The 25,294-nt window shown below is 72.7% G+C and carries 25 protein-coding genes and 1 pseudogene; 10 read left to right on the top strand and 16 right to left on the bottom strand.

Going from position 1 to position 25,294, the window contains the following annotated elements:
• Positions 1 to 26: 26 nt before the first annotated feature.
• Positions 27 to 662: a BMP family ABC transporter substrate-binding protein gene (locus ABD785_RS11540; RefSeq protein ID WP_344825992.1), complete on the top strand. Its 636-nt coding sequence runs from the start codon at positions 27 to 29 to the stop codon at positions 660 to 662.
• Positions 663 to 712: 50 nt separating this feature from the next.
• On the opposite strand, the gene ABD785_RS11535 is transcribed toward ABD785_RS11540, so the two are convergent.
• The 4 genes from ABD785_RS11535 to ABD785_RS11520 are packed head-to-tail and all read right to left on the bottom strand — an operon-like array spanning position 713 to position 3,616.
• Positions 713 to 1,375 (bottom strand): hypothetical protein, encoded by a 663-nt coding sequence (locus tag ABD785_RS11535; protein ID WP_344825990.1) that lies wholly within the window; start codon positions 1,373 to 1,375, stop codon positions 713 to 715.
• Positions 1,372 to 1,764, bottom strand: coding sequence for a hypothetical protein (locus ABD785_RS11530; RefSeq protein ID WP_344825987.1), 393 nt, complete (start codon positions 1,762 to 1,764; stop codon positions 1,372 to 1,374). The genes ABD785_RS11535 and ABD785_RS11530 overlap by 4 nt, the downstream gene beginning before the upstream one ends.
• A gap of 26 nt (positions 1,765 to 1,790) precedes the next feature.
• Positions 1,791 to 2,453 carry a response regulator gene (locus ABD785_RS11525; protein ID WP_344825984.1) on the bottom strand — a complete coding sequence of 221 codons (663 nt, stop codon included), beginning with the start codon at positions 2,451 to 2,453 and terminating at the stop codon, positions 1,791 to 1,793.
• Positions 2,450 to 3,616: a sensor histidine kinase gene (locus tag ABD785_RS11520; RefSeq protein ID WP_344825981.1), complete on the bottom strand. Its 1,167-nt coding sequence runs from the start codon at positions 3,614 to 3,616 to the stop codon at positions 2,450 to 2,452. Before ABD785_RS11520 ends, ABD785_RS11525 begins: the two co-directional genes overlap by 4 nt.
• Before the next feature lie 134 nt (positions 3,617 to 3,750).
• Between ABD785_RS11520 and ABD785_RS11515 the strand changes: the two genes are divergently transcribed.
• The 3 genes from ABD785_RS11515 to ABD785_RS11505 are packed head-to-tail and all read left to right on the top strand — an operon-like array spanning position 3,751 to position 5,940.
• The gene (locus tag ABD785_RS11515; protein ID WP_344825979.1) at positions 3,751 to 4,581 is read left to right on the top strand and encodes a hypothetical protein; all 831 of its coding nucleotides are present in this window, start codon (positions 3,751 to 3,753) and stop codon (positions 4,579 to 4,581) included.
• 38 nt (positions 4,582 to 4,619) lie between these two features.
• Positions 4,620 to 5,336 carry a helix-turn-helix transcriptional regulator gene (locus tag ABD785_RS11510; RefSeq protein ID WP_344825977.1) on the top strand — a complete coding sequence of 239 codons (717 nt, stop codon included), beginning with the start codon at positions 4,620 to 4,622 and terminating at the stop codon, positions 5,334 to 5,336.
• Positions 5,337 to 5,376: 40 nt separating this feature from the next.
• A complete protein-coding gene (locus ABD785_RS11505; RefSeq protein ID WP_344825974.1) occupies positions 5,377 to 5,940 on the top strand; it encodes a dihydrofolate reductase family protein in 564 nt (187 codons plus the stop codon).
• A gap of 9 nt (positions 5,941 to 5,949) precedes the next feature.
• Here the strand turns inward: ABD785_RS11505 and ABD785_RS11500 are convergent, their stop codons facing one another.
• From ABD785_RS11500 to ABD785_RS11480, 5 genes and pseudogenes are all read right to left on the bottom strand, one after another.
• Positions 5,950 to 6,546, bottom strand: a complete 597-nt coding sequence (locus ABD785_RS11500) for a hypothetical protein (RefSeq protein ID WP_344825971.1) — start codon at positions 6,544 to 6,546, stop codon at positions 5,950 to 5,952.
• Between the two features lie 89 nt (positions 6,547 to 6,635).
• Positions 6,636 to 6,941, bottom strand: a pseudogene (locus ABD785_RS11495) (ferritin-like domain-containing protein); the annotation flags it as partial.
• A gap of 39 nt (positions 6,942 to 6,980) precedes the next feature.
• Positions 6,981 to 7,703, bottom strand: coding sequence for an alpha/beta fold hydrolase (locus ABD785_RS11490; RefSeq protein ID WP_344825968.1), 723 nt, complete (start codon positions 7,701 to 7,703; stop codon positions 6,981 to 6,983).
• 2 nt (positions 7,704 to 7,705) lie between these two features.
• Positions 7,706 to 8,662 (bottom strand): alpha/beta hydrolase, encoded by a 957-nt coding sequence (locus ABD785_RS11485; RefSeq protein ID WP_344825965.1) that lies wholly within the window; start codon positions 8,660 to 8,662, stop codon positions 7,706 to 7,708.
• Between the two features lie 88 nt (positions 8,663 to 8,750).
• A complete protein-coding gene (locus ABD785_RS11480) occupies positions 8,751 to 9,488 on the bottom strand; it encodes an SDR family NAD(P)-dependent oxidoreductase (RefSeq protein ID WP_344825962.1) in 738 nt (245 codons plus the stop codon).
• 160 nt (positions 9,489 to 9,648) lie between these two features.
• Between ABD785_RS11480 and ABD785_RS11475 the strand changes: the two genes are divergently transcribed.
• Together ABD785_RS11475 and ABD785_RS11470 are read left to right on the top strand one after the other, a co-directional pair.
• Complete coding sequence (locus tag ABD785_RS11475; protein WP_344825959.1) at positions 9,649 to 12,405, top strand: AAA family ATPase; 2,757 nt, start codon at positions 9,649 to 9,651, stop codon at positions 12,403 to 12,405.
• 69 nt (positions 12,406 to 12,474) lie between these two features.
• The gene (locus ABD785_RS11470) at positions 12,475 to 13,170 is read left to right on the top strand and encodes an SDR family oxidoreductase (protein WP_344825956.1); all 696 of its coding nucleotides are present in this window, start codon (positions 12,475 to 12,477) and stop codon (positions 13,168 to 13,170) included.
• A gap of 2 nt (positions 13,171 to 13,172) precedes the next feature.
• On the opposite strand, the gene ABD785_RS11465 is transcribed toward ABD785_RS11470, so the two are convergent.
• Together ABD785_RS11465 and ABD785_RS11460 are read right to left on the bottom strand one after the other, a co-directional pair.
• On the bottom strand, positions 13,173 to 13,931 hold the full coding sequence (locus ABD785_RS11465) for a class I SAM-dependent methyltransferase (protein WP_344825953.1): 759 nt from the start codon (positions 13,929 to 13,931) through the stop codon (positions 13,173 to 13,175).
• A 98-nt stretch (positions 13,932 to 14,029) separates the two neighbouring features.
• On the bottom strand, positions 14,030 to 16,795 hold the full coding sequence (locus ABD785_RS11460) for an ATP-binding protein (RefSeq protein WP_344825950.1): 2,766 nt from the start codon (positions 16,793 to 16,795) through the stop codon (positions 14,030 to 14,032).
• A 108-nt stretch (positions 16,796 to 16,903) separates the two neighbouring features.
• On the opposite strand from ABD785_RS11460, the gene ABD785_RS11455 reads away from it, so the two are divergent.
• On the top strand, positions 16,904 to 17,815 hold the full coding sequence (locus ABD785_RS11455; RefSeq protein ID WP_344825946.1) for a methyltransferase domain-containing protein: 912 nt from the start codon (positions 16,904 to 16,906) through the stop codon (positions 17,813 to 17,815).
• A gap of 323 nt (positions 17,816 to 18,138) precedes the next feature.
• Here the strand turns inward: ABD785_RS11455 and ABD785_RS11450 are convergent, their stop codons facing one another.
• On the bottom strand, positions 18,139 to 19,149 hold the full coding sequence (locus tag ABD785_RS11450) for an LLM class flavin-dependent oxidoreductase (RefSeq protein WP_344825943.1): 1,011 nt from the start codon (positions 19,147 to 19,149) through the stop codon (positions 18,139 to 18,141).
• A 28-nt stretch (positions 19,150 to 19,177) separates the two neighbouring features.
• Complete coding sequence (locus ABD785_RS11445; RefSeq protein ID WP_344825940.1) at positions 19,178 to 20,050, bottom strand: NAD(P)H-binding protein; 873 nt, start codon at positions 20,048 to 20,050, stop codon at positions 19,178 to 19,180.
• Positions 20,051 to 20,164: 114 nt separating this feature from the next.
• On the opposite strand from ABD785_RS11445, the gene ABD785_RS11440 reads away from it, so the two are divergent.
• On the top strand, positions 20,165 to 20,779 hold the full coding sequence (locus ABD785_RS11440; protein WP_344825937.1) for a TetR family transcriptional regulator: 615 nt from the start codon (positions 20,165 to 20,167) through the stop codon (positions 20,777 to 20,779).
• Positions 20,780 to 20,898: 119 nt separating this feature from the next.
• Here ABD785_RS11440 and ABD785_RS11435 read toward each other — a convergent pair whose 3' ends face one another.
• Complete coding sequence (locus ABD785_RS11435; protein ID WP_344825934.1) at positions 20,899 to 21,318, bottom strand: hypothetical protein; 420 nt, start codon at positions 21,316 to 21,318, stop codon at positions 20,899 to 20,901.
• A 52-nt stretch (positions 21,319 to 21,370) separates the two neighbouring features.
• A complete protein-coding gene (locus tag ABD785_RS11430) occupies positions 21,371 to 23,620 on the bottom strand; it encodes a molybdopterin-dependent oxidoreductase (RefSeq protein ID WP_344825931.1) in 2,250 nt (749 codons plus the stop codon).
• Between the two features lie 76 nt (positions 23,621 to 23,696).
• Here ABD785_RS11430 and ABD785_RS11425 point away from each other — a divergent pair, with 76 nt between their 5' ends.
• Positions 23,697 to 24,161, top strand: coding sequence for a winged helix-turn-helix transcriptional regulator (locus ABD785_RS11425; protein ID WP_344825927.1), 465 nt, complete (start codon positions 23,697 to 23,699; stop codon positions 24,159 to 24,161).
• A gap of 121 nt (positions 24,162 to 24,282) precedes the next feature.
• Here ABD785_RS11425 and ABD785_RS11420 read toward each other — a convergent pair whose 3' ends face one another.
• Positions 24,283 to 24,666 carry a nuclear transport factor 2 family protein gene (locus ABD785_RS11420; RefSeq protein ID WP_344825924.1) on the bottom strand — a complete coding sequence of 128 codons (384 nt, stop codon included), beginning with the start codon at positions 24,664 to 24,666 and terminating at the stop codon, positions 24,283 to 24,285.
• A gap of 62 nt (positions 24,667 to 24,728) precedes the next feature.
• Here ABD785_RS11420 and ABD785_RS11415 point away from each other — a divergent pair, with 62 nt between their 5' ends.
• Entirely contained in the window at positions 24,729 to 25,160 is a 432-nt protein-coding gene (locus ABD785_RS11415) for a TetR/AcrR family transcriptional regulator (RefSeq protein ID WP_344827084.1), read from the top strand.
• Positions 25,161 to 25,294 lie beyond the last annotated feature (134 nt).

The raw sequence follows: 25,294 nt of genomic DNA, 5'->3' as shown, positions 1-25,294 counted from the left end.
TTATGTGAGGGACATCACATCGATCTGTGGACCCGTTGACGGAACACGATGAGCTGTGGCTATGCTCCCGGTCGAGCGTCGGCATTGGCGGCTTCATTGATGACATCGGGGGACCGGACGCATGGGCAACGCAGTCTCACGGGCATTTCTCACCGCCAAGAGCGTTTATCCACGCACCTCGGCGCTGGCAGCTGATTTCCGCCTCTCTGGTCGTCATCGCTGCCATCACAGCGGGAATCGCCTGGTTCTCCCCCACCGATCCGGCCCCGCGCGCACGCCAATACACGGCCCACAAAAGCTGCCTTCTCACGGATGCGAAGGGCGTTGCGGCAGAGCCCGCCTCCCTGGTCTGGAACGGCATGCAACAAGCGTCCCTGAAGACCCGTTCCAAGATCCAGTACCTGGCGAACAGCGAGGTGAAGAGCACCAACGCGCTGCCCTATCTCGGCACTTTGATACAGACGCGCTGCAATCTCATCATCGGTGTCGGAGCCACCCAGACGACCGCCGTCAGCAGCGGCGCACGCACCTATCCGAAACTCCGTTTCGCGGTCGTCGGAGCCGCCTCGGAAACACGCAACGTGAGCTCGATCAGCGCCGATCCCGCGACCCTCGTCGACCAGGTGGAGGAACTCGTCGCGGTTTCCTCACAACAAGAATAGCCAGCATCTCGCCGGGTCCCGCGGCTTCGCCCGTCGCCTGATCGAGGGCGTCAGCGGGGAGGGTCGATCCGCACCTTCCGCACAATGATCGATTTCGTTTGCGGCCGTTCGCCGAAACTGAGCTCGGTACGTCCCTCGAAGATGCTCGTGAAGCCCACTTCCAGCTCCCGGGCGGCCCCGTCGAGAACGTGGTCGAACACCAGGATTCCCGACACGGTCGAACGCGGCGGAATCTCCTGAGGCCAGTCGCTTCCTGCGACGCCGCCTCCTGAGGTCCTGCCGCTCGGAATCTCCACGAGCCGCGATGATCCCTGGACCGGCAGGCGCAGGGAATCCGTTCCCCGGTTCTCTGCGCTGATTCCGACCCGGACGGTGTTCCTCGTCGTCGTGACGCGAGTGACGGTGAGGGTGAGAGTCCCGCTTCGTGCCGACACGGGGGCCAACAGACGTTCTTCTCCACGCGACGAACAACCCACAGGGCCCAGGCGGTCACAATTGCGCTGATACAACCAGAATACGGCTCCCGACAGCAGGAGGAGAATCACGAGAGCGACGGCGGTCGACCACCGCATCCAGCGCACGGGCACCAGCGAGACCTCGGACCCCTGGTAGTAGTGATGTTCGCTCCACTGCCCCAGATTTCCGCCGACGATGTTCCCGGACGCCTCCTGCCGAGAACTCGCATCGAAACCGTCCCCCGGCTCCTTCCTCATCCGCGATCACCAGGACCGGATCCATCTCCCTGCGCCCTCTGCTCGATGGATCCCCCGAAGTCCGAGTTCTCCACCGTCTGCTCCGTGGAAGAGAATCCGCCGCTGATCGTCTGGTGACCATGTCCCCGAACCGTCGTCCCCGTGATCCTCTGGACTCTCACGGGCGGGGAATCCGGCCGTTCTCTTCCCCGCTGCGCCTGCAGGCCGAATGCCCGCACGGTCAAGACCAGTCCGGTCACCGTGCCCAGGCCGCCGACAATGCCCGCGACCTTGTCCGCAGCATCCAATCCGAAAGCGAGAAGGACCACACCGACCGTCGTCATGGAAATGCCGGCCACGACGATCCATGGCCAATATCGCGTCGACCCCATGAAGACATTTTCCAGCAAGAATCATGATCTTTCCGAGGAACGGGTCAGTCGAGGAGGCCGGCTCGGAGGGCCAGGATGGCCGCCTGCACTCGGTTGGTGAGGGTGAGTTTGGTGAGGATTCTGCTGATGTGGGTCTTGGCCGTGGCCTCGCTCATGTAGAGGAGGGAGGCGATCTCGGCGTTCGAGAGGCCGCCGCCGAGGGCGATCAGGACCTCCCGTTCCTTGCCGGTGAGGACCGCCAGCCGCCGCTCGGCCTCGGTGTGCGGGGTCGGCGCCGGGTCGGTGAAGGTGCGGAGGAGCCTGCGGGTGACGCGCGGGGAGATCATCGCGTCGCCGCGGGCGGCGCTGCGGACCGCGGCGAGCATGTCGCCGGCCGACGCGTCCTTCAGGAGGAATCCGACGGCGCCGTTGCGGAGTGCGGCGTGGACGTATTCGTCGAGGTCGAAGGTGGTGAGGACGACGACATGGGGTGGGGAGGGCAGCCGGGCCATGCGCTCGGTCGCGGTCAGGCCGTCGCCTCGCGGCATCCGGATGTCCATGAGGACGACGTCGGGGCGGAGCGTCCCCGCGAGGCCGACGGCCTCGATGCCGTCGGCGGCCTCGCCCGCCACCGTGATGTCGGGCGCGGCCTCCATGATGGTGCGCAGCATCGCCCGCACCATCCACTCGTCGTCGACGATCAGCGTCCTGATCGGAGCGGCCTTCACGTCTCGCTCCACGGCGTCGGGATCTCGGCGGTCAGCTCGAAGCCGCCGTCGGCGGCCGGTCCCGCGGTGAACTCGCCGCCGACCAGCCGGACGCGCTGCGCGAGCCCGAGCAGCCCGTGCCCGCCCGAGGGCAGCGACACCTCGGTGGCCGTGTTCCCCCGGTCGCTGGCGACCGACAGCCGCAGCAGCCGCGGCGTCCGGTGGACGAGGACGCGCGTCCGTGCTCCCGGCGCGTGCTTGTGCACGTTGGTCAGCGCCTCCTGGACGAACCGGTAGGCGGTGTGCTCGACGAGGATCGGCAGCCGCTCGTCGCGCCGGCCCGTCAGCTCCAGGGTGACGGGTGTGCCGATCCGGCGGGACTCCTGGATGAGGGCGTCGAGCTCGGCGAGTCCCGGCTGGGGGGCGAGCGGGACGTCGCCGTCGTTGCGCAGGACCTCCACCAGGGAGCGGAGCTCGGCGAGCGCCTCCCGGCCGGTCGCCCCGATCTGCTGTCCGATGGTGACGGCCTCCTGTCCCCCGGCGGCTTCCAGGGCGGTCGCCTGCAACACCATCAGCGAGACCCGGTGGGTGACGACGTCGTGCATGTCGCGGGCGATGTGGGCCCGCTCGTCGCTCCGGGCCTGCGCGATGCGCCGGTGCTGGTCGCGTTCGAGGCGTTCCGTCCGTTCCCTGATCCGGCTCACCAGCTCCCGGCGGGTGCCGACGTACAGGCCGAGGAGCGACGGGGCGAAGCACACGGCCATGCCGATCGGGATCGCGCCGTCCGCGCCCGCGTGCAGCCAGAGCGGAATGCCGACCAGGACGGCCGAGACCAGCATGGCGACGGCGACCCCGGCCCGGGAGGTGGTGCGTTCGGCCAGGGTGTACAGCGCGAGCACGACGGCCACATGCGCCGAGACGATCGCGTTCACCAGGAGCGCTCCGACCAGCAGGAGCACCGGGAACCGGCGCCGCCGCCAGGCCAGCGACCCGATGCCCGCGGCCAGCGGGACGCCCGCCCACAGCGGCGGATAGCCCTCGAGGCCGGCGAGGCTCGGCCCGAAGAAGCCGCTCCCCCCGAACTCGCCGGTGACGGTGTACACCGCGCACACGACGGCCGCCGCGTCGATCGCCGGACGGCGCCGGTACCAGGGGACGGCCGGATGCCGATCGCTCGTGTCCATGGTCTCCCCAGGCTAGAGGGCCTCTCCGGGACGGGCATCGGCCGAAAGATGTACATGGATCGGGGCCGAAAGGGTGAGCGGTCCTCCCGGATCGGCCGACGCTCCGGGATCGCTCCACGGGCGACGCTGGCGGCATGGTCATCTCAGAACACCTCAGCCGACCGACCGTGCACAGGAACCTGCAGCTCGTCTTCGGAGCCTTCGCCGTCGTCGCGGCGACCCTGATCGCCCTGCGGCCGGACGCCCCCCACCCCCTGTTCCAGGCCGCCGGGACGATCGGGTACGCGATCGCCGCGGTGCTCTCCTTCGGAAGCCTGCTCGCACCCCGCGACGCCACACGGCGGATCCTGATCGTGTTCCACCTGCTCTTCGTCCCCGCTCAGTTCCTGTTCCTGCTCGCCCACCAGGCGCCGTGGATCGGCATGGCGCTGTCGGTCGTGATCACGGCCGCGCTGCGTCCGCGTTTCCCGAGGCTCGGGCGGACCTCCCGCAAGACGTGGCTCACCCTGCACGTCGGCGCAGGCGTCGGCTGGCTCGGCGTCTCCCTCGCCATGCTCGCCCTGGCCGTCATGGGGATGACCGCGGACGACCCGCAGGCCCGGCACTCCGCCTACGCGTTCATGGGGACGTTCAACGTGGCCCTGGCGATCCCGAGCGTCCTGTTCACGATGGTCACCGGGGCCGTGGTCTCCTTCGGCACCCCGTGGGGCCTGGTCAGGCACCGCTGGGTACTGGCCAAGTTCGTCATCGCCCTCGCCCTCCCGGTCCTCGCGACCCTCGAGGGCTCGTGGATCGACCTCCTGGCCGAGCGGACCGCGGACCCCGCCGCCGCGCCGGGAGGCACCGGAACCCTGCTGACCGGCGCGATGGCCCTCTTCTTCACCCTGCTGTGGATCGCCGTGGTCCTCTCCGTCTTCAAGCCGGGCGGCAGAACCCGCTGGGGCCTCCGCGCGGCCGGACGCTGATCCGGCCGATCAGTCCGCGGGCACGGCACCATGGGGGCATGGGATGGGAGTTCGAGGATCGTGCCTCCGAGGCGCCGCACATCGACCGGGTGTGGCGCTGCCGGACTTCCGGGGTCGCGGAGATGACGTCGGTGGCCACGGCGCACTGGACGTTCGTCGTGTGGGAGGAGGACGGTGCCGTCCGCGCGACGGTGCAGGGGCCGGAGAGCCGGGCCGCCCGTGCGCCGGTCCCCTGCGACACCGAGTTCCTCGGCGTCAGGTTCGCTCTGGGCGCCAGCCTGCGGACGGTGCCCATGCACCGTCTGGTCGACGGCCATGTCCCGCTCGGCGAGGTGACCCGGCGGTCGTTCCTGCTGGCCGGTCACCGCCGGCCGCTCCCCGGCTACGACGACGCCGAGGACCTGGTGGCCGCGCTGACCGCCGACCGGGTTCTGATCGGGGATCCCGTGGTCGGCCGGACGCTCGCCGGACGACCAGCCGGCCTGACGCCCCGTTCGGTGAGGCGGCACTTCCTGGCCTCGACCGGCCTCACCCCTCAGGCCGTCGGCCGGATCGAACGGGCCCGGAGCGCGGCGTCACTGCTCCAGGCCGGGACGCCGATCTCCGAGGTGGTCCATGCGCTGGGCTACTACGACCATCCGCATCTGGCCCGCTCCCTCCGGCGGTTCGTGGGCGCCACCGCGTCCGGGCTGCGCCCGCGCGCCCCCGGCCCGATGTCCTTTCTGTACAAGCCGCGGGCCCGGCCCGCGTCCTAGGCTGCACGGACCCGAAGCCGATCAGCAAAGGAGCAGGCTGGTGCGTCCGCTCACCGCCCACATCTTCATGACCCTGGACGGCGTCGCCGTTCCCGACGCCGTCATCGGCGCCCTTGCCGAACTCCGCGACGTCCCGGAGGTGACCACCCCGTTCTTCGAGCGAACGGCCGAGGAGGACGCGATGCTGCTCGGCCGGATCACCTACCAGGAGTGGGCCGGTCACTGGCCGGGCCTCAGCGGCCACCCGTTCGCCGACCACATCAACGCCGTCCCCAAGTACGTCGTCTCCACCACCCTGGACCGCGCTCCCTGGGGAACCGGCCCGGAGGCGACGGTCCTGTCCGGCGACGCCGTCCGGGAGGTCGAGCGCCTCAAGAACCGGGCCGGCGGCCCGATCGGCCTCCACGGCAGCCCCTCACTCGCAGGCTTTCTCACCCACGCGGGGCTCGTCGACGAACTCCGCCTGGAGATCTACCCGCTGCTCGCGGGCACGGGCGCCCGGCTCTTCCCCGACGGCCGCCCGCCCAAGCGGCTGCGCCTGCTGACCTCCCGCACCACCTCCAACGGCGTGATCCTCACCTCCTACGGCGCCCACGCCGCCTGACCGGGCCGCTCACCCGGGGTGCGCCGTTCGGGAGCGGTCGGCCCTGAGGCCCTGGACGATCAGGGTGAACCATCCCAGCCAGGCCAGCAGGGCCACCAGGTCGAGGAAGCCAAAGCCCGTCTCCCCGGTCCGGCGGGGCGGGATGACACCGGCCGGATCGGTGCGGACCTCGACCTCGTCCCCGATCCGCTGCGGGCCGTGCTTCAGAAGGCCGTCGACCGTCCGCCCCTCCCCGTCCTCGAGCCGGTACCGGCGGGAGCAGGTGCCCTTCACCCAGTCGCAGCTCTCGGCCACCACCTTCGCCTTCAGGGGTGATCCGACGGCGTTGAGGTACGCGTCGCCGGGCACCGCGAACCCGGTCACCGTCAACGCGACGCCGACCGCGACCATGGCGCCGAACTCCGGGCCGCCGCGCCGGAAGACCAGGGCCATTCCCAGCGGGGACAGCACGAGCACCAGGATCGCCGGGGCGCCCAGCAGATAGGGCACCAGATCGATGGCCCACAGTGCTCCCAGCAGGAACCAGGCGGTCACCACCAGACCGCTGAAGAGGACGGCCCGAACCCAGGTGGGACGGCCGGGAAACGTGAATCTCTCGATGTCCACGGCGGGACCGTAGACCGCCCTCGCGCCCGCCCGGAAGAGACGGCCGTCCCGCCGCGGCCGGGACCCGGCCGCCCCCGCGGAGGTGGCGGTCAGGTGCCATGGGACGGGGGGACGCAGGTGAAGGTGGGGCCGTCGCCGGTGGGACCGGACTCCGCGGTGTCGCCGGGGCGGAAGCGGCGGCCTCGTTCGAGTTCGAGGAGACGGTGGTAGTGGGCGACCTCGTTCCGGTCGGGGTGGGCCGCCTCCTGGTCTCCGTCCCAGACCTCGCCGTGGCCCTTGCCCTCTCCCCGGTCGATGATCTCCCGCAGGGCGCCGAGGGCCGATTCCCGGTCCTCGACCGCGAACATCCAGCCCGCGGTGTGCCGGAAGTGGGCGCCGCTGACCTGGCGGGACGCGTGCGCCCCGGTGCACGCGTCCGGCCTGGCGGAGGGGTCTCAGCCCCGGCAGCCGTCGACGGCGTCGAGGAGGGTGGCCGTCACGGCGTCGGGCTGGGACGCGGCGATCGCGTGGGAGGCGGCCGCCACCTCCCTGGTCCCGCGGGCTCCGGCGCGTTCGGCCATGAACCGCATCGCGGCGGCCGGGATGTTGCGGTCGCCGCCGCCGAACACGAACCACGACGGCGTGGTCCGCCAGGCGGGTTCGCCGGACGTCAGCGTGCCGGTCAGCGCGCGTTCGGTGACCGGGCGCTGCGTCGCGGCCAGCAGGGCGGCCTCGCCCTCGTCGAGGTCGGCGCAGAACTGGCCGTGGTAGCGGTCGTCGATGATCCGGAACTCGTTGCCGCCGGACGTCACCGGGTAGGCCGTCAACGCCCCTGCGAGGGTGCTGCCGTCGAACTTGCCGGACAGCAGGAACGCGCTCTCACCGGCGTCCGGGGCGAATCCGGCGACGTAGACCAGGCCCCGCACGCCGGGGTTCCCCGCCGCCGCCTCGGTGATCACCATGCCGCCGTAGGAGTGGCCGGCCAGGATCACCGGGCCTCCGATGCTCGCGACGGCGTCCCGGACGTACGCGGCGTCACCGGCGACGTCGCGCAGCGGATTGCCCACCGCGACGGCCGTGAGCCCCGCGGTCCGCAGCCGCCCGAGGACGCGGTTCCAGGACGCCGACTCGGCGAAGGCCCCGTGGACCAGGACGATGACGGGCTTCTCGGTGCTCATGATCAGGCCTTTCCGGAGGTGAGGGCGATCTGGAGGGCGGCCACCGCGAGGGCGGTCGCCACGCGCGAGGCACGGGTCTCGCTGAGCGGGTTGAGCATCATGAAGTCGTGCAGCGTGCCGTTGACGCGGACGCTGGTGGTGGGGACCCCGGCCGCCAGCAGCCTGCGGGCGTAGGCCTCGCCCTCGTCGCGCAGGACGTCGCACTCGTCGACGATGACGAGCGCGGGCGGCAGGCCCGCCAGATCGTCGAGGGTGGCCCGCAGCGGCGACGCGGTGATCTCCTCGCGCTGGGCGGGATCGGTGGTGTAGGCGTCCCAGAACCAGGCCATGGCCTTCGCCGTCAGGTAGGGGCCGTCGGCGAACTCGCGGTAGCTGGCGGTGTCCTGGGCGGCGTCGGTGACCGGGTAGTAGAGGGACTGGTGGACGAAGGTCACGTCACCGCGCCGCTTGGCGAGGATCGTCAGGGCGGCGGTCATGTTGCCGCCGACGGAGTCTCCGGCGACGGCCAGCCGGGAGGCGTCCAGACCTTCGGACGCCCCTTCCCTGGTGATCCACCGGGCGGTGGCGTAGGCCTGCTCGACGGCCACCGGGTAGCGGGCCTCGGGCGAGCGGTCGTACTCGACGAAGACGACGGCCGCGCCCGTCCCCACCGCGAGGCGGCGGACCAGCCGGTCGTGGGTGCCCGCGTCGCCGATCACCCAGCCGCCGCCGTGGACGTACAGGACGGTGGGCAGCGGCCCGGACGCCCCGGCGGGCCTGACGATCCGCACCCGGACGTCGCCGACCTCGGCCGGAACGGTGATCCACTTCTCGTCCACGGCGGGCAGCCCCGGCGGGCCGGCCTGGAGGTCCGCGAGGACCTTGCGGGCGCCGAGGGCGCCCAGCTCGTAGAGGTGCGGGGGCTTGGCGGTGGCGTCGGCGAGCCGCTGCGCGGCCGGTTCCAGGACGTGCTCGGTCATGTGTTCTTCTCCATTCGGTGCCGATCGGTTCGCCTGCTAAGACAGGACGGCCCCGCCGATCCGTGACAGCGGAGCGGTCATCGCCGGTCTAGCGGCTCTGGTCGGTGGGACGGACGAGGATCTCGTTGACCGCGACGTGGACGGGCTGGGTGAGCGCGTAGAGGACGGCCGCGGCGACGTCGTCCGGCCGCAGGGGGCGGATGGCGGAGGCGATCTGCCGGGCGGCCTCCCGCATCGCGGGGTCGGTGATGTGGTCGGTCAGCTCGGTCGTGACGAATCCGGGTTCGACGACCACGACGCGCACGCCCCGCTCGGTCACCTCCTGCCGCAGGGCCTCGGCGAAGGCCGTGATCCCGAACTTCGTCGCCGAGTAGACCCCACTGGCGGCCGACGCGATCCGTCCCGAGGTGGAGGAGATCTGGACGACCGCCCCACGGCGTTCGAGCAGCCGGGGCAGCGCCGCGTGGATCATGTGGAGGGAGCCGAGCAGATTCGTGTCGATCATGCGGGTCCATTCGGTCACGTCGGCGCCCTCGATGGGGCCGGCGAGCATGAGCCCGGCGTTGTTGACCAGGACGTCCAGGCCGCCGAACCGCTCGACGGCCGCCGCGACCGCGGCCTCCGCCGACCGCCGGCCGGTGACGTCGAGGGCGACCGGCACCACCTCGCCGCACGCCCGTCCGGCCAGGGCGGCGAGCCGCTCGGTCCTGCGCGCCCCCGCCACCACCTTCGCCCCCTGCTCGGCGAGGGCCAGTGCGATCGCCTCGCCGATGCCCGACGAGGCGCCCGTGACCAGGGCGACCTTGCCGTTGAGTGTTCCGTTCACGCGATTCCTCCGAAGTCTGACGGCTGTGTCCGCTATGACCGGGCGGGCAGGGGACGCGTGACAGACCGGCCCCGGAATCCCTGGCGGGCGCCACCGCTGGGCATCCCGGTAGAATCCGCCCATATCGTCCTCGTGGAGCGGGTACAGCGACCGGAGTAGCGTGAACCGACGTGACCATGCGACCGGGCTGCTGGGCCGGGCCGCCGAATGCGCCGTCCTCGACCGCCTGGTAGGGGCTGTCCGTGCCGGGCAGAGCAGGGTCCTGGTGTTGCGCGGCGCTCCCGGCATCGGGAAGTCGGCGCTGCTGGAGTACGCCGAGCGGACGGCGACGGGCCTGCGGGTGCTGCGGGCGAGCGGCGTCGAGTCCGAGATGGCCCTCCCCTACGCGGCCCTGCACCAGCTCTGCATGCCGCTGCTGGAGCGGCGGCGGAACCTGCCCGACCTGCAGTGCGAGGCGCTGGAGACCGTCTTCGGGCTGAGGTCGGGGCCCGCGCCGGAACGGTTCCTGGTCGGGCTCTCGGTGCTGAGCCTGCTGTCGGACGCCTCCGAGGACGGCCCCCAGCTGTGCGTCGTGGACGACGCGCACTGGCTGGACCGGGAGTCGGCGCAGATCCTGGGCATCGTCGCCCGGCGGCTGCTCGCCGAGTCGGTCGCGCTGTTCTTCGGCTCGCGCGAACGCCCCGCAGACCTGATCGGGCTGCCGGAGCTGGAGATCACCGGGCTGCGTGACGCCGACGCCGCCACGCTGCTGGACTCGGTGACGAGCGTCCGGCTCGATCCGCGGGTCCGCGAGAGGTTCGTGGCCGAGGCGCGGGGCAACCCGCTCGCCCTGCTGGAACTGCCGCGCGTCCTGACGGTGACGCAGATGGCGGGCGAGTTCGGGCTGCCGCACGCCGATGGGCTTCCCGACCGGATCGAGCAGGGCTTCCAGGCCCGGATCGACGGCCTGCCCGAGCAGGCACGGCTGCTGCTCCTGGTCGCCGCCGCGGAGCCGACCGGCGACCCGATGCTGGTCCGGCGGTGCGCGGAACGGCTCGGGATCGCCTCCCCGTCCGATCTGGCGGGCGAGATGGACGGGCTGCTGACGTTCGGCGTCCGGGTGGTGTTCCGGCATCCGCTCGTCCGGTCCGCCGTGTACGGGTCGGCGAACCGGCGGGATCTGCGCACGGTCCATCTGGCGCTGGCGGAGGCCGTCGACGGCGTCGCCGATCCCGACCGCCGCGCCTGGCATCTGGCGGCCGCGGCGTTCGCGCCCGACGAGAGCGTCGCCGCCGAGCTGGAACGATCCGCCGGCCGGGTGCGGGCGCGGGGCGGTCCCGCCGCCGCGGCCGCGTTCCTCCAGCGGTCGGTGGCGCTGACCTCCGACGGCTCGCTGCGCGCCGAACGGGCCCTGCTGGCCGCCGACGCGACCTTCCTGGCGGGCGGGCTCGAGGTGGCCCGCGACCTCATCGACGTCGCCGAACGGCACGCGCGGGAGGAGTTCCAGCGCGTCCGCGCCCATCTTCTGCGCAGCCACATCGTCTTCGCGTCCGGGCTCGACGACAAGGGCCCGCTGATGCTGCTGTCGGCCGCCCGGCGGCTGGAGCCCTTCGACCGGGACCTGGCCCGCCGGACCTACCTGCTCGCCTGGGGAAGCGCGGCGTACGGGGCCACCAACCGCGACAGCATGCTCCGCATCTCACGGGCGATGCGGGAGCTCCCCCTCCCCGAGAACGCCCCGAGCGCGCTCGACCTCATCGTCAGGGCGTTCGCGCTGCTCATCACCGACGACCGGGCCGCCGCCCTGCCCTACCTGCGGCGGGCGCTGGCCGCCCTCCCCGCCCACCCTCCCGAGGACCTCATGAAGTGGGGGTGGGCCGCGTTCGGCCTGACCGCGTTCCTCTGGGAGGACGCGATCATGACGGAGACGCCCGCCAGGATGATCGAGATCGTGCGCGCGGCCGGCGTCATGTCCGATCTGCCGATCTACCTCCACGCGCTGGGCGTCCCGGTCACGATGACGGGCGACTTCGCCGCCGCCGCCTCGATCGCCGTCCAGGCCGACTCCGCGACGGCCGTCACCGGCATGCCCATCGCCCAGCACACCCGGCTCCTGCTGGCCGGGATGCGCGGACGGGAGGAGGAGGCCGTCCCGCTGATCACCACGACGATCGAGGAGTCCGTCGCGAGCGGGCAGCTCAACGGCGTCTCCTCCGCGCAGTGGGCGGCGTCGATCCTCTACAACGGCCTCGCCCGGTACGAGCCGGCCCTGTCGGCGGCGCGGGCCACCCTCCAGAGCGCCAACGCGCTCACCTCGCAGTGGGCCCTGCCCGAGCTCATCGAGGCCGCGGCCCGCACCGGCGACCACGCCTCCGCCCACGGCGCGCTGTCCGACCTGGCCGAGGCCGCGGAGCCCTGCGACACCGACTGGGCGCAGGGCATCCTGACCCGCTGCCAGGCCCTGACCAGCGACGGCGGCGACGCCGACGGCCTCTACCGGCAGGCGATCGACCGGCTCGGCCGGACGACCCTCCGCCCCGAGCTCGCCCGCGCCCACCTGCTGTACGGGGAGTGGCTGCGCCGCGACCGGCAGCGCACCGAGGCCAGGACGCACCTGCGGACCGCCCACGAGATGTTCTCCTCGATCGGGATGGAGGCGTTCGCCGAACGCGCCCGGCGGGAGCTGCTCGCCACCGGCGAGACCGTCCGCAAGCGGAAGGGCCCGGTCCCGGCCGCCGCCGAGCTGACCGCCCAGGAGCTGCAGATCGCGCTGCTCGCCAGGGACGGCCTGTCCAATCCGGAGGTCGGCTCCCGCCTCTTCCTGAGCCCCCGCACCGTCGAATGGCATCTCCGCAAGATCTTCACCAAGCTGGAGATCAGCTCCCGGCGGCAGCTCTCCCAGGTCCTGCCCCGGGACGAGGACGGCACGTCCGGCTGACCCCGGGCCCCGGGGAACCAGGGAGTCCCCCGGGTGCGAACCGGGGGCCGTCCCGGCGAGGCTGGCCGCATGTCTGATCAACCACTGAACGGGACGGTCGCCCTGGTCACGGGCGCCACCGGCGGCATCGGGGCCGCGACGGCGCGGCGGCTGGCGTCGGAGGGGGCGTCGGTCGCCCTCGTCGCCGGCCACCACGGCCCGCTGGAGCGGGTCACCCGCGCCATCACCGCGTCGGGCGGGCACGCGGTCGCCATCGCCGCGGATCTCACCGAACCCGGCGGAACCGACCTCGCCGTCGACGAGACCCTGGACCGGCTGGGACGCCTGGACGTCCTGGTCAACGGCGCCGAGACCATGCTGCTCGACTCCGCCCTGCACACGCCCGTCGAGGCCTGGGACCGGATGATCGCCGTCAACGTGGCGGCCCTGCTCCACCTCACCCACGCCGCCGTCCCGCATCTGATCTACGCGGCGTCGACCTCGCCGCGGCAGGTCGCCGATCTCGTCAGCGTCGGCTCCACCGCGGGACGGGCCGCCCGGCCGGGGAGCAGCGTCTACGGCCTGACCAAGGCGTGGCTCGGCTCCTTCAGCGAAGCGCTCCGCCGGGAGCTCCTGGACGAGAGCGTCCGGGTCGCCGTGGTCGAGCCGGGCACGGGCCCGGTGCGGCCCGAGGACGTCGCGGACGCCGTCGGCTACATCGTCACCCGGGGCCCGCGGACCGCCGTGAGCGAGATGCTGATCCGCTCCCCACGCCGCACCCGGTGACGTCATTTCGCCCGCCAGGCGGCGTGGACCAGGTGCGTCGCGATCTGCCGGGAAGCGAACAGCCGGCCGAAGATGTCGCCCTGGCCCTCCGCCATCCGGTGGGCCGGCTCGGCGGAGTGCCGGGCGGCGACGGCCGCGGCGACCCGCGCCGAGCGCCGCGACCAGGACAGCGGCACACCGCTCGGGGCCTCGACCTGCTCGACCAGATCGAAGCCGGCGCCGTCGAGGAGGGCGGCCAGTTCCCTGCGCGTCGGGAAATGGTTGCCCTCGGGGACGGGCCCCACCCACGACCCACGGGCGACGATCACCAGCAGCCCCAGCGAGGCGCCCGGCTTCAGCACCCGGTGGAACTCCCGGAGCATCGCCGCCTTGTCCCGGACGGTGCACAGCACCCCCAGGCACCACACGGCGTCGGCCGACCGGTCGCGCAGCGGTATCCGCGTCCCCTCCGCTCGCACCACCGGCAGCCCGAACAGCCGCGACGCCGCCCGGCACGCGGACGGCATCGGCTCCACCAGGACCGGCCGGACGCCGAACCGGCTCGCCGCCCAGGCCGCCGGGCCGCCGACCCCCGCCCCGACATCCAGCAGGAGATCACCGGCCGCCAGCTCACACGCCTCGGCCAGCCAGGCCAGGGCCGCCGGGCTCGCGCTGCCCCGGCAGGCCGCCGGAATCGCGTACCGCTCCCCCAGACGTTCGACGGCGTCGGCCGTCCAGCCGGCGACGTCATCGAACTCGGCGACCATCGCCGGTGCGTTCATCGGTGCCCCCTTGGTCCCGGGGCCCCGACGGCCTCCCGGTCACCGACTGAGACAGGACGCCGGACGCGTCCGTGACAGCACGCCGGTGCGACGGCGGGTCAGGAACGGCGGGCGATCGCGGCGGGGAGCTCGCGGCGGGAGGTGATGCCGAGCTTGCCGAAGACCTTGCGCAGGTGCCACTCGACCGTGCGGGCGCTCAGGAACAGCTGGGCGCCGATCTCGGGATTGGTCCGGCCCTCGCAGGCGAGGCGGACGATCAGCGCCTCCTGGGCGGTCAGCTCGACGACGTTCTCCGCCGTCTCCCGGCGGACCCGGTCCCCGGCCGCCAGCAGCTCGCGGCGGGCCCGTTCGGCGAACGCCTTCATGCCGATCTCGGTGAACAGCTCGTGCGCGATCCGCAGTTCACGGCGGGCGTCGGCGCGGCGATCCTCGCGGCGCAGCCACTCGCCGTGCAGCAGGCGGGCGCGGCCCAGTTCCGGGCGGAGCTCCGTCCGGCCGAGCCGCTCGACGGCCTCCCGGTAGAGGCCGTCGGCGGCCTCGCCCTCGCTGAGCAGGGCGCGCGAACGGGCCTCCAGCCCGAGCCCGACATCGGTCGCACCGGCCGTCGTCCACTCGGCCAGCCGGTTCAGGGCCGCCTCGGCGACCCCGGTCTCACCGCACCGCACCGCCGACTCGACGAGCTCCGGCAGCGGCCACTGCGCCACGAACAGCTCGGCGGAGCTCTCGGCCGACGCACGGGCGGCGGCCATCGCCTCCTCGAACCGGCCGAGGCCGTTGTAGAGGACCGCGGCGATCCAGTTCGCGTAGGTGATGCTGACGCCCTGGCCGGTCACCTCCACCTCGGCGATCATGGCCTGGACGCGCCGGAGCCCCTCCTCCTCGTCGCCGCGCAGGCAGGACAGCATCGCGGGACCGAACGCGGCGGCCGGGGCGCCGGTGGCCTCGCACACCGCGTCGGCCTCGGCGAACAGCGCCGCGGACGCGTCGAAGTCCCCCGACCAGGTGACGACGGTGCCGAGCGTGGCCATGACGATCGGCATCAGGTCGAACGCGCCCACATCGCGCAGGACGTTGAGCTCCCGGGAGAGCAGGAAGCGCCAGTTGGCGAAGTCCCAGCGGGCGATCGCGGCGGCGTGCCCGAACCATCCCCAGCGCACGACCTCGTCGGGGGTGAGGGAGGAGTCGAGGACGGCGTCCACGGCCCGCCGCAGCACGCCCGCGGCCGCCGCGGGACCGTCGACGACGACCCGCGAGATCGCTTCGAGGACGAGCTCGGCCTCGTCGGGCTCCGCCGAGACCGGAAGCTTGAGCGCCGTCCGGGACACGTCGGTCATGCTTCCGCCTTCGGCGAGGCCCCCGGCGAACATCCCGGCCATCCAGGCGTTCAGGTAGGTCTCGCGGGCCAGCCCGAGGTCGAGCGGCTCGACCCGCTTGCCCGCCTGGTGCAGCAGCAGCGCCCCCTCGGCGCCCAGCCCGGAGGCGAACGCGACGTGCCCGCGCAGCAGCCCGGCCTTCGCGCTCTGGAGTTCCGACAGAGGCTCCGCCTCGGCGATCCCGACCAGCTCCAGCGCGTGATCGAAGGAACCGGCCTGCAGGTTGGCCTGCGCGGCGGCGAGCAGCCGGTCGATCCTGCGCGCCGGATCGACGGTCAGGACGACGGCCTGCTCCAGGAACGCGGCGGCGGCGTTCGGCCCGCCGCGGGCCTGCGCGCGTCCCGCGGAGCGCTCCAGGTCGGCGGCGACCTCCTCGTCGGGGCCGGTCGAGGCCTGCGCACGATGCCAGGCCCAGCGGTCGGGATCGACGTCGGGGTCGGTCGACCCGGCCAGCGCCAGATGCACCGAATGGCGTTCCCGCGCGGGCGCCGACCGGTAGGCCGCCAGCCGCAGCAGGGGGTGGCGGAAGTTGATCCGGTGGCCGAACTCCGCGAGCCCCGCGTCGGCGGCCGGCTGCGCCGCCTCATGGGTGACGCCGAGCCGCTCGGCGGCCCGCCACACCAGGGAGGAGTCCCCGGACGGGTCGGCCGCCGCGAGCTGCAGCAGCAACAGCGTGTCGGCGGGCAGCTCCTTCAGCTGGAGGGTGAAGCCCTCCTCGATCCTGCCGGAGAGCTGGGCGGCGCCGGGAAACCCGAACCCGCCGGCGAGCTCCTCGCGCGAGAGCGTCCTCGGCAGCTCCAGCAGCGCCAGCGGATTGCCGCGCGTCTCGCTGACGATCTGGTCGCGGACGCGCTCGTCCAGCGGCCCGGTCAGCGCCGCGGCGAGCAGTTCGCGCGCGTGCCGGTTGGTCAGGCCGACGAGCCTGAGCTCGTAGAGGCCGACGATCTCCTCGGTGGGGGTGCGGGTGCCGAACACCATGCCGATCGGGTCGGCGCCGAGCCGCCGGGCCGCGAATCCGAGGGCCTGCGCCGACGCCTTGTCCAGCCAGTGAAGATCGTCAGCGACGCACAGCAGCGGATTCGCCCGTGACGCCTCCGACAGGAGGCTGAGGACGGCCATCCCTACCAGGAAACGGGCCGGAGGCGGCCCCTCCGCCAGGCCGAACGCGGTGCGCAGCGCCTGGCACTGCGGCGCCGGCAGCCTCTCCAGCCCGTCCAGCAGGGGGGCGCAGAGCTGGTGCAGGCCGGCGAACGGCAGCTCCATCTCCGACTGCACGCCGGACACCCGCAGAACCTGGAACGCGGTCGCCCGCGCGGCCATGTCGTCCAGGAGAGCCGTCTTCCCCACCCCGGCGTCGCCCGTCACGACGATCGCCCGGCCCTGACCCTCACGGACCCCGGCCAGAAGACCGGCGAGCGAATCCCGCTCCTGATGCCGGTTGACCATCTCTGCCGGACGGCCGGCCCGCCCGACAGCCACATGGAACGACACCCGCGGACACCGCCTTCCGACGAACCACTCGAAACCGGGGCCTGTCTCGAGGACAGACCCCGATGATCTCACGCCCACCGGACCGCCCCGGGATGCGACCATGGGGTGATGACCTCCGCACCCCGCCCTCCGCACGAAGACGTCCGGCCGGACCCGGAACACGGGGCCACCGGGCCCGAGGGACCGCCGGCTCCCGCCCGCGGTTATCTGCTGGACAACGCGCGTGCCGAGGCGGGCGAGCGATTCGTCTGGCTGGCCGAGCTGTTCGACGGCGTGACGCGGGGGCACTTCGACCGGCTCGGAGTCGGGGCGGGCTCGCGCTGCTGGGAGGTGGGAGCCGGGGGCCGCAGCATCCCGGAGGCGCTCGCGGCGGCCGTCGGCCCGACCGGGCATGTGCTGGCCACCGACATCGATCCGTCCTGGCTGCATCCGGGTGACGGCTACGAGGTGCGGCGGCACGACGTCGCCGCCGACCCGCCCCCGGAACCGGGCACGTTCGACCTGGTGCACGCCCGGCTCGTGCTCGTCCACGTACCCGACCGGGCACGGGCGCTGGCGACCATGGCGGCGGCGCTGCGGCCCGGCGGCGTGCTGCTGGTCGAGGACGCCGACACCGCCCTGCAGCCCCTGGCGTGCCTGGACGACGGAGGCCCCGCCCAGCGGCGGGCCAACAGGATGCGTGAAGCCGTCCGGGAACTCCTGGCACGCCGCGGCGCCGACCTCCGCTACGGCCGGACCCTGCCCCGGGCCCTGCGCGAGGCCGGGCTGGTGGACGTCGCCGCCTCGGGCTCCTTCCCGGTCGGCGGACGGGCCTGCGACCACCTGGAGGCGGCGACCATCCGCCACGTGCGCGGCGAGCTGCTCAAGGCCGGCCTGACCGACGACACCGAGATCGACGCGCATCTCGCGGCCGTCCAGGCCGGCGAACTCGATCTGACGCTCGCCCCGCTGATCTCCGCCTGGGGCCGCCGCCCGGCCGGCCCCGCCCGGCCTCACCTGGAGGACCGTCCCTCACCGTGAGCGCGGCGGTTCGTCTACGCCGTCGGCCCCGGGCCCGGTCCGCCCCGCACCCCCTGAGCGCCGAACGGTCGCGTCCCGGCCCGGCGCTTCCGCCGCACCGGTCTCGTGTGTCCGCGCGCCGCCGCGAGGTCAGGGATGCGGGTGGCGAGGGTGTGCGGCAGGCCGGGTAACGGCTGGTCGTGGTTCTCGGCGAGCAGGAGTGCGGCTTCGGCGAGGTCGTCGGTGTGGTCGCCTGGCGAGGACGCCGCGAGCAACCGCGGAGCCTCGCCGACGATCCGTTTCGGCAGGACCCGGGTGACGGCACGGCCGATTCCGTGGTCGGTTCAGGGCTGCTTCAGGGCGGCGGTGACCGCGGGCAGGACCTGATGGGCGAGGACTTCGATGCGGGCGGATCCGCCGGCGACGTCCTCGCCCGGGAGCTGGGCCCAGAAGTGGACGTCTTCGACCTGGGGGTGCTCGCGCAGGAGGCGGGTGATGTGCCCGGCCGCGGTGGCCGGGTCCCAGATCGCGAATAGCCCGCCGGCCAGGAGTTCGTCGCGGTCCGCGTAGGTGGGTACGCGGTCCGGGGGGCCGAACGCGCCCCAGGAGATGTAGGTGTTGATCTGGTAGAGGGCGAGGTCTCCGACGCGGGCCCACTCGCGCTCGGGATCGTCGGCGACGATCGCCCACTGGGCGGCGCAGACCGCCGGCTCCTTCCCGAGGGAGCGGGCTTCGTCGAGGTAGACCGGGATCGTGGCGTCCACCGCGCTGAGGAACCCGTCTCCGATGGCGGCGGCACGCCTGATCGCCGGATCCGCGATGCCCCCGACCATGATCCGGGGTCGCTGTTCGGGGATCGGGCGGACTTTGACTCCGCGTACCTGGTGGCGTTCGCCGTCGAGGTGGACCTCCTCGCCGGACCACGCCTGACGGAGGATGTCGATGCCTTCGGTGAGCAGGCTCGGGCGGTGCCGGAGGGTCCTGCCGAACGTCTCGAATTCGAGCTGCCGGTACCCGAGGCCGACGCCGAGATCGAAGCGGCCCTCCGACAGCAGCGAGACCGTCGCGGCGTCCTCGGCGAGGCGGATCGGGTCGTGCAGCGGCGCCTGCACCAGGTTCGTCCCGAGCCGCATGGTGGTGGTCCGTTCCGCGGCCGCGGCCGCGAACACCAGAGGAGACGGGGTGTAGCCGTCGTCCGCGAAGTGGTGCTCGGAGAACCAGGCCGAGCCGATTCCGAGGGATTCGGCCCAGGCGATCTGGTCGAGGGTGGCCCGGTAGAGGCCGGTGAAGGTCCGCCGGGACGGCCCGGGGTTGCGGAGGTCGTACCAGAGTCCGATACGCGGGGGTGGGGACACCAGGATTCCGATCGTCGGTTCGGGCAGGTCAGCCACGCGGGGTGAACCAGGCGGAGTGGTCCGTCGCGAAGGAGCCGAAGGTGGTGGCCCGGGCTCCGGTGAGCTCTTCGACGGAGGAGTCCGGGCCCGCCACGAAGCCGTTTCTGATGACGACGTCGTAGAGGAAGGCGAGGTCGTCGACGAGTTCGGCGTGCGTGCCGTTCGCGCGAAGGGAGGCCTCGAACTCCTCCCTGGTGGCGTCCCGGAAGGTGATGGCGCGTCGTGCCGCGGTGCTCAGCGCCTCGGCCATCGCCGCGCCGTCGACGTCCTCCCGGCCTATCACCAGCAGGTCTCCGGAGGGGAGCCGGGCGGGTTCGGTGAGCGCGACGCGGCAGGCCGCCGCGACGTCACGCGCGTCGACGGCGGCGATCGCGCCCGTCCCGATCGGCAGGGCGAGTTCGCCGCCGCGGACGATGCCGTCGAGCACGAGGCCGACGTTCTGCATGAGCCAGCCCGGCCTGATGACGACGTGGTCGACGCCCGAGGCCCGCAGCAGCTCCTCCGCCGCGTGATGGGTTCGGCCGAAGGCGAGGGGCGAGTCACCGCTCACGCCGGGGGCCGACACCTTGACCACCAGCGCACGCCGGGATGAGGCGTTCGCCTCGATGACCCGGCTCTCCTGATCGAGCTGGCCGGGGGTGTTGGCGGTCAGGAGCAGCAGGGAGTCGGCCTCCCCCACCAGGGACTTGACCGCTTCTCCGTCGGAGAGATCACCGAGGATCGGCGTCGCGCCCGAACGGCGTACGGCCTCGGCGGCCGCGGAGGTTCTGGCGAGGGCCGTCACCTGAGCGTCGGTCTTCGCCAGGAGGGGCAGGAGGTGGGCTCCGATGGTGCCGGTCCCACCGATGATCGCGATCTTCATATCGTTCGGTGCCTTTCTCACGCGACGATGCCGGGCCGTGCTCGACATGGCGAACTTACATACCGACGGTCGGTTTGTATAGTCCGCGGGGCCGGGCTCGGATACGATCCGTGGATGCGCAGGCAGCAAGCGGAGCGATCGGTCAGCACACAGCGAGCCATCATGGCCGCGGCGTCCGACCTGTTCGCCGAGCACGGGTACGAGCGGACCAGCATCGACCAGATCGCGGACAGGGCCGGGGTCTCCAAGGGCGCGCTCTACCACCACTACCGCGACAAGATCGAGGTGCTCGCGGCCGTCTACACGGACCTGTGCCACGAGGTGTCCGGGCGGCTGCTCGGCGTCGCCGTCCCCGGCGCCGACCCCGTCGAGGTGCTGAAGGCCGGCTGCCGCCTCTACCTGGAGGTATGCACGGAGCGGACCTACCGGCAGATCGCGCTGATCGACGCGCCCGCCGCCCTGGGGTGGGCCCGGTGGAGGGACATCGACGCGGAGGACGGCGGCTTCGGGTTGCTGCGCCGGGGCCTGGCCGCCGCCGCGTCGGCCGGCGCCCTCCCCTCAGCGGCGATCGAGGAACGCGCCCACCTGCTCATCGCCGCCCTGACCGAAGCGGCACTCCTCATCGCCCGGTCCCCCGCCCCCGACGAGACCCGCGCCACCACGACCGCCCTCATCGAGCGGCAGCTCGAGGACTCGCGCACACCGCGTCTCCGGGCCGAGACCGCCTGACGCGACCGCGCTCCCCGACGGCCGCCCTCATCGCCATCAGCGACTTCCGCGCCGGGCTGCGGCTTCCGCAGCGGCAGCGCCCGCCACCGCGGCGCCGCCTCGAACCGATCCGCCTCCGTTCATCCCGGACGGGCGCGGGCCGCTATGCCCTGGTCGGTGCAGAAGCCCGTCCGGCTCGCTTTGAGGCAGAGGAGGCCCAGGAGGGCGCCCTGGGAGTCGACGACGGCCAGCCTGCGCCGGCCCGAGGAGATCATTTCGGCGTGCACCAGGGCGAGATCGGCGTCCGCTGCGATGGTGCGGCCCGCGAGGCGGGCGTAGCGCAGGGCGGGAAGGGGGCCGGGGGCGCCGGTGAGGTCGCCGGTGGTGAGGGTTCCGTGCAGGATCCGGTCCTCGACCAGCAGGAGGAGGTGGACGTGGGGGTTCGCCAGGGCCGCCGATGCCTCGGCCACGGTCGTGTCGAGCGGGTGGAGCCTGGCCGCGCGGATCATCGCCTCGCGGATGGTGGGGGCACCTGTGCCCGGGCGATCCTCTGAACCCACCCTCGCAGCCTTTCGGTCGTCGGGATCTCCTGGCCAGGCGGCGCGCCGACGCTCAGGTGCCGGCCGTCAGCGGGGTGAGACGGGCGGGGACGTGCTTGTGCCAGGGGGTTCCGGCGTAGGGGTCGCGGGCCTCGCTCGAGGTGAGTTCGTTGGGGGCGATGCCGGTGACGACGCGTCCGGATTCGGGGTCGGGATGGTCGAGACCGAAGCCGTTGGGCAGGGAGATGTGGCCGGGGCGCATGCGGTCGGTCGGCTCGACGACGACCTCGACGCTGCCGCGCCTCGTGCTCAGCACGGCGCGGTCGCCCGTGGCCAGGCCCAGGCGGGCGGCGTCGGACGGCGCGATGCGCAGCGCGCCCTCGGCGTCGCGCCTGCGCCAGTCCGGGTCGCGGATGATCGTGTTGGCGGTGAAGGCGCGGCGTTCGCCGGCCGACAGGACGAACGGCCATTCGGCGTCGCCGGCGCGCTCGGGACGGTCGCCGAGGCCGGCCACCTCGGCGAGGAACTCGGGAAGGTCGAGCTGGATCCGGCGTCCCTTCAGCCGCCGCCAGGTCTCCTCGTGCTCGTCGTCGGTGGTGACCACGCCGTGCGGACTGGACACGATCGCGTCGAAGAGCCGTTCGCCGGCCTCCAGGCCCTCGCCGTATCCGGCGCGTTTCACTCCTGCGGGGTTCTCCTGGACGAAGGTGTGGGCCGCGCCCCACAGGACCGCCGCGGCCGCGGCGCCGTCCGGAAGGGTCGGTCCGAGCGTCCGGTAGAGCAGCACCGGGGCGAGCCGCGCCAGCCGCGGTTCCGCGCCGAGCAGGTTCAGGAACGCCTCGGCGAACTCCGCGCGGCCCCGGACGGCGGCCTCCCGCAGCGGCGCGACGACGCCGGGAGGCAGCGCACCCGAGGCCTCCACCAGCCGCGCGTGGATCTCCGGTTCGGGCAGCGGGCCCTCGGGAGCCCGCACGACGGGCTTGCGCAGATGGAAGATGTTGCGCGGGAAGTCGAAGGTGAAGAACGTCGCCTCCCACTTCTCGAACTGGGTGGGCGCCGGCAGGACGTAGTCGGCGAGCCGCGCGGTCTCCGTCATCGCGACGTCGATGACGACCAGCAGGTCCAGGGCCTGGAGCGCGGAGCGCATGGCCGCGGAGTCGGCCAGCGAGTGCGCCGGGTTCGAGCTCTCCACCAGCATCGCCCGGTAGCGCGCCGGATGGTCGGTGAGGATCTCCTCGGCGATCACGTTGCAGGGCACCAGACCACTGATGATCTTCGCACCCGCGACCGGGCTGACCGGCCCCTCGCCGACCTTGTGCCCGCGGTCGCGGGCGATCGGCGCGAGGTTGGAGAAGACGTACTGCGTGCCCGGCACGGCGAGGTTGCCGGTCAGCAGCCACAGCAGCCGCTGGACGTAGGAGACGACCGTGGAGTCGCGGTTCATCTGCACCCCGAGATCCTCGGTGACCGCCACCGAGGAGGCCGAGGCGATCCTGCGGGACGCCGCCCGGACGAGATCCTCCTCGACGCCCGCGATCGCGCAGTACCGGCCCACCGCGACGGCGGCGAGCGTCGCCCGGACCTTCTCCAGCCCGTCGGCGTGCTCGGCCAGCCAGTCCTCGTCGATCAGCTTCTCCTGGACGAGCACGGCGGCCATCGCGGTCAGCAGATAGACATCGGTCCCCGGCCGGATCCGCAGGTGGAAGTCGGCGAGCTCGGCGGTCTCGGTCCGCACCGGATCGATGACGATCATCGACCTCGCCGGGTCCTTGCCGATCTCCTTGAGGACCGCCCGGGCCCGCGGGAAACCGTGCGACTGGTAGGGGTTCTTGCCGACGAACACCGCGACCTCGCAGTGCTCGAAGTCCGAGCGGGTCGGGGCGCCGAGCATCCGGGCGCTCACCCAGAACTCGCCGGTCTTCTCCTGCGCCAGGGCACTGGAGCGGTACTTCGCCCCGTAGGCCTTCATCGTCGCCGTGGCATAGGCGCCGCCGAGGTGGTTGCCCTGCCCGCCGCCCCCGTAATAGAAGATCGACTCTCCGGGAAGCTCCTTGAGCCGCCCGGCGATCTCGGCGATCGCCGTCTGCCAGGAGACCTCCTCGAACGTCCCGTCGGGCGCCTTGCGCAGGGGCCGGGTGAGCCGCTCGGTCCGCCCGTTCTGGTAACGGTCGAGCCTCAGCGCCTTGTTGCAGGTGTAGCCGTGGGACGCCGGGTGCAGCTTGTCGCCCCGGATCTTGTCGAACGAGCCGGACGGGCCGACCAGGATCTCCACCCCGCAGTTGCACTCGCACAAGATGCACGCGCTCGGCCGCCACTCGTCCATGGGCACCCCTTCGACGCCGGTAAGTTCCTTTTCGGAACTTAGTCAGTTCCGAAAAGGAACGCAATACACTCGTGTCATGCGATGGAAGGACATCGGGGACGTCGACTGCTCGGTCGCCCGCACCCTGTCGGTGATCGGCGACCGCTGGACCCTGCTCGTGCTGCGCGACGCCTTCCTCGGCGTCCGCCGCTTCGAGGACTTCCAGGCCGACCTCGGCGTCTCCCGCCACCTGCTGGCCGACCGCCTGGCCGTCCTGGTCGACCACGGCATCCTCGAACGCCGCCCCTACAGCGAGCGCCCCGTCCGCAACGAGTACAAGCTGACCGCCAAGGGCCTCGACCTCTACCCGGTGATCATCTCGATCGCGGGCTGGGGCGACCGCTGGATGTCGGGCGAGGACGGCCCGCCCCTCCGCCTCCGCCACCAGCCGTGCGGCGAGATCATCACCCCGGCCCTCACCTGCCCCCACTGCGCCGACCCCATCGACCCGAGGCGGATGACCCCCCTCGGCCGCGCGACACCACCGGCCCCTCCGGCCTGAACGCCCCCCGGAGAGGGCGCATGGGCAACCCCGGCGGACGGAACATCGGGCTTCCGCCGGTCGGTCTCGTCCTGGTAGCGGGGAGAACCGGCAACGATTCCGCGTCAGCGACGAGAGGCGATCAGGACGGTCGGTACTCCAGCGCCTCGGCTATCGCCTGGGTGTTCTGGTACTCCCGCCAGAGCACGATCCGGCCGTCGCGGGCGCGGAGGACCCCGATGAACCGGGCGGAGGCGCGGTGACCCGTGGTGGTCACGGTCCCTTCGAGCTCGTACTCCACGACGATCACCTCCGGATCGGCGGTGTCATGGACGGCCACCTCCCGCACCGCTTCGAACCGCACGGGGAACGCGGCCCGCCGAGGTTCGGCGAACGCCAGGAACGCCGCACGTCCCTCGATCCGCGACGGGCCGCCCGGCCGCGCGAACGGCATCTCGATGACGACGTCCTCGGCCAGCAGATCGGGCAGCGGCCCGCCTTCGCCGCCGAGCCACTGCCGTCGCATCTGCTCGAACACCGCACGCGGGCCGAGGTCGTCGCGCGGATGCCCGCCGCAACCGCGCCCGCATCCTCGCCGCGGCCCGCGAGGTCTTCGCCGAGAAGGGTTCCACGGCGTCGACGGAGGAGGCCGCCGCCAAAGCGGGAGTGGCGATCGGGACGGTGTTCCGGCACTTCCCCACGGAACAGGCACTCCTGCAGGCCCTCATGAAGGACCTCCTGCACCGCCTCACCGCCAGGGCCGAAACGCTCACGGCCCCCGACGCCGATCCCGCGACCGGGATCGAGCTTCAGATCACCGACGCGGTCCAGCCCCTCCGACACGAGATCGAAGAACTCCTGGCACGCGCCCAGCACTCCGGCACCGTCCGCCGGGACATCCGCCCCGACGAGATCATCGCCCTGCTGGCCGGCACCTGCCAGGCCGCCCTCCACTCGACCTGGAACCCCGACCTCCAGCACCGCACCCTCGCGATCATCTTCCACGGCCTGGGCCCCTGAACCACCCAGGCCGGGAGGAGGTGGCCGACGAGCCCATCTCAGAGATCGAGAACGTGGGCCGACGCGACGGGCTCTGGTTCCGGAGCCTCCATCGCCGAGCGGGGCATCCGCCGTGAGGGGGTTCGCCGTCGTTT

This window comes from Actinocorallia longicatena (genome assembly GCF_039534125.1).
In the GTDB taxonomy this organism is placed as follows: Bacteria; Actinomycetota; Actinomycetes; order Streptosporangiales; family Streptosporangiaceae; genus Actinocorallia; species Actinocorallia longicatena.
The sequence above is the reverse complement of the archived record's forward strand: the minus strand, read 5'-3'. Positions and strand labels throughout refer to the sequence as shown.

Coding starts and splice junctions, on each gene's coding strand:
- ABD785_RS11535 (WP_344825990.1), bottom strand. CDS start 1,375: ATGAGGAAGGAGCCGGGGGACGGTTTCGATGCGAGTTCTCGGCAGGAG.
- ABD785_RS11520 (WP_344825981.1), bottom strand. CDS start 3,616: ATGGACACGAGCGATCGGCATCCGGCCGTCCCCTGGTACCGGCGCCGT.
- ABD785_RS11515 (WP_344825979.1), top strand. CDS start 3,751: ATGGTCATCTCAGAACACCTCAGCCGACCGACCGTGCACAGGAACCTG.
- ABD785_RS11510 (WP_344825977.1), top strand. CDS start 4,620: ATGGGATGGGAGTTCGAGGATCGTGCCTCCGAGGCGCCGCACATCGAC.
- ABD785_RS11490 (WP_344825968.1), bottom strand. CDS start 7,703: ATGAGCACCGAGAAGCCCGTCATCGTCCTGGTCCACGGGGCCTTCGCC.
- ABD785_RS11485 (WP_344825965.1), bottom strand. CDS start 8,662: ATGACCGAGCACGTCCTGGAACCGGCCGCGCAGCGGCTCGCCGACGCC.
- ABD785_RS11470 (WP_344825956.1), top strand. CDS start 12,475: ATGTCTGATCAACCACTGAACGGGACGGTCGCCCTGGTCACGGGCGCC.
- ABD785_RS11465 (WP_344825953.1), bottom strand. CDS start 13,931: ATGAACGCACCGGCGATGGTCGCCGAGTTCGATGACGTCGCCGGCTGG.
- ABD785_RS11455 (WP_344825946.1), top strand. CDS start 16,904: ATGACCTCCGCACCCCGCCCTCCGCACGAAGACGTCCGGCCGGACCCG.
- ABD785_RS11445 (WP_344825940.1), bottom strand. CDS start 20,050: ATGAAGATCGCGATCATCGGTGGGACCGGCACCATCGGAGCCCACCTC.
- ABD785_RS11440 (WP_344825937.1), top strand. CDS start 20,165: ATGCGCAGGCAGCAAGCGGAGCGATCGGTCAGCACACAGCGAGCCATC.
- ABD785_RS11430 (WP_344825931.1), bottom strand. CDS start 23,620: ATGGACGAGTGGCGGCCGAGCGCGTGCATCTTGTGCGAGTGCAACTGC.
- ABD785_RS11425 (WP_344825927.1), top strand. CDS start 23,697: ATGCGATGGAAGGACATCGGGGACGTCGACTGCTCGGTCGCCCGCACC.
- ABD785_RS11420 (WP_344825924.1), bottom strand. CDS start 24,666: ATGCGACGGCAGTGGCTCGGCGGCGAAGGCGGGCCGCTGCCCGATCTG.